The following is a 2,537-nucleotide window of genomic DNA, read 5'->3' as shown; positions in this document are numbered from 1 at the left end:
GCGCGATTCCCGGCCGGTTTCTGACCTATCCGGTCAGCCAGGCCGCCGACATCACCGCCTTCAAGGGCCAACTGGTGCCGGTGGGCAGCGACCAGTTGCCGATGATCGAGCAGACCAATGAACTGGTGCGCAAATTCAACGCCACCGTGGATCGCGAGGTGCTGGTCGAATGCAAGGAAGTGCTCTCCGAAACCGGTCGCCTGCCCGGCATCGATGGCAAGGCCAAGATGAGCAAGTCGCTGGGCAACTCGATTGCGCTGGGTGCCACCCCGGCCGAGATCAAGCAGGCCGTACACCGGATGTACACCGATCCCAACCACCTGCGGGTGGATGATCCGGGCCAGGTCGAGGGCAATGTGGTGTTCACCTTCCTGGATGCCTTCGACCCGGACCGCGATGCCGTGGCCGAACTGAAGGCCCACTACACCCGCGGCGGCCTGGGTGACAGCGTGGTCAAGCGCCGTCTGGAAGGCATCCTGCAAGAACTGCTGGAGCCGATCCGCACCCGCCGCGAAGAATTCGCCAAGGACCGTGGCGAAGTGCTGGCCATCTTGAAGCGTGGTACCGAACGCGCCAGCGCCGTGGCCGCGCAGACCATGGCCGAGGTCAATGCGGCCCTGGGCCTGAATTACTTCGGCTAAGGCGATTTTGGGTCGGATATGAAGACCGCTGCTTCCTGACTGGGGAAGCAGCGGTTTTTTACATGGTGACCTGAACGTTTGTTCAAAGTTGCCTGAGCTAGCGCGGCTTGCCCGGCGTCATCGGCGGCAGTTCCAGCAGGACTTCCAATCCCCCCTCGCTCAGGTTGCGCAGGCGCAACTGGCCATGGTGGTTCTCGGCGATGTTCAGGGCAATCGTCAGGCCCAGGCCGGTGCCGCCGGTATCGCGCGAGCGCGAGGCTTCCAGGCGATAGAAGGGTTCGAAGACCGCCTCCAGTTCCGCCTCGGGAATGCCGGGCCCCTGGTCGCGGATGCGGATGGCGATCTTCTGCTGCTCCAGCGCGATGGTCACGCGGGCCACCTTGCCGTACTTGCAGGCATTGTCGATCAGGTTGGTCAGGCAGCGCCGCAGCGCGCCCGGCTGGGCCATCACGAAGGCCCGGGTGCTGCCTTGCAGGCTCACGTCCTGGCCGCTGTCGGCGGCATCGGCGCAGACGCTGTCGAGCAGGGAATCGATGTCCAGCGCCTGGATCTTCTCGGACGAATCCATGCTGCGCGCCAGGTCCAGCCCTTCGCGCACCATGCCGTGCATCACGCCCAGGTCATCGATCAGCTTTTGCTGCAATTCGCTATCGGCCACCTTTTCCAGGCGCAGGCGCATCCGCGTCAAGGGCGTCTGCAAGTCATGCGTGATGGCTGCCAGCATGTGGGTGCGATGCTGGATCTGGCGCCGGATGCGCGCCTGCATGGCATTGAAGGCGTGCGCCGCCTGGCGGATTTCGGTGGGGCCGGTCTCGGCCAGCGGTGGATGGTCGATGTCGCTGCCCAGGCGTGAGGCGGCCTGCGCCAGTTGGCGGATCGGTCGCGTGGCCATGCGCGCTACCAGCCAGGCCAGCATGGCGATCAACACCAGGAACAGCAGGATGTATTGCAGCCCGAACGGTCCACCCGGAGCGCTGCCGCCGCGCAGGGCCGGGGGCTCGCCCGGCTGGTGCAGGCGCAGGCGCATCAGGGCGTGGTCGCGCAGGCTGATGTAGATGACGCGGCAGGTGTCGCGGTGCCGCCCATGCGCGTCATCGTTGCGCAGCGGCGGGCATTCGTTCTCGCGCTGTACGACGATCTTGCGATCCTGGCCCAGGCGCGCCTGCAGCAACTCGATCAAGGGGCTGTTGCTGGCATTGGAACTGTCGATGGCCTCGTTCATGTCCTCCACCATGTGCGCCTCGAAACCGAAGTTAGTGGCGGCTTGCAAGACGATGGGGCGCTGCGGGGGAGGGAGGTCGTCGACCGCCTGCACGAATTGCTCGACACGGTCGGCCAGGTGCTGGAAGCGTAGTTCGCGCAAGGTATTGCGGCGCTCATTGCCGGCCAGCCAGCTGGTGGCGAACACCGCCACCACGATCCCGGCCAGCAGCAGCACGAAGATGCGGTTGCCGATGGAGCCCAGCAAACGCGTCATGCCGGGCGCCCCGTATGGTCGGTGGCGACCGCCGTGGCCAGCACGTAGCCTTCGTTGCGCACGGTCTTGATGATGGTCGGGGTGCGCGCATCATCGCCCAGCTTCTGGCGCAGGCGGCTGATCTGGATATCGACCGAGCGGTCGAACGGATCCGATTCGCGGCCCTGGGTCAGTTCCAGCAACTGGTCGCGGTTGAGCACGCGGTTGGGGTGATCCAGGAACACCTTGAGCAAGCGGAATTCGGCCCCCGACAAGGCCACCACCACGCCATCCTGGTTCACCAGGTGACGCGCCGTCAGGTCCAGCGTCCAGCCGGCAAAGCGCATGGCGGCCACGTCCGGCTGGGCCATATTGGGCGGCAGCGCCTGGGTGCGGCGCAGGACGCTGCGGATGCGGGGAACAGTCGCGCGCTCAAGTGC

3 protein-coding genes are annotated in these 2,537 nt (G+C 65.7%); 1 reads left to right on the top strand and 2 read right to left on the bottom strand.

All coding sequences use genetic code 11. The annotated features are described in order from the left end of the window. Positions 1–641, top strand: a 641-nt coding sequence (locus I5W_RS01190; RefSeq protein ID WP_044527874.1) for a tryptophan--tRNA ligase, incomplete at its 5' end; no start/stop codon positions are given. Between the two features lie 97 nt (positions 642–738). Here I5W_RS01190 and I5W_RS01185 read toward each other — a convergent pair. Further along, on the bottom strand, positions 739–2,118 hold the full coding sequence (locus tag I5W_RS01185) for an ATP-binding protein (protein WP_044527873.1): 1,380 nt from the start codon (positions 2,116–2,118) through the stop codon (positions 739–741). Next, on the bottom strand, positions 2,115–2,537 hold a 423-nt coding region (locus I5W_RS01180; protein ID WP_044527872.1), incomplete at its 5' end, for a winged helix-turn-helix domain-containing protein. The genes I5W_RS01180 and I5W_RS01185, both read right to left, overlap by 4 nt.

The organism is Herbaspirillum sp. B65 (assembly GCF_000333555.1).
GTDB lineage: Bacteria > Pseudomonadota > Gammaproteobacteria > Burkholderiales > Burkholderiaceae_D > Herbaspirillum > Herbaspirillum rubrisubalbicans.
Note: the sequence above shows the minus strand (reverse complement) of the source record. Positions and strands in the feature narration are given on the sequence as shown.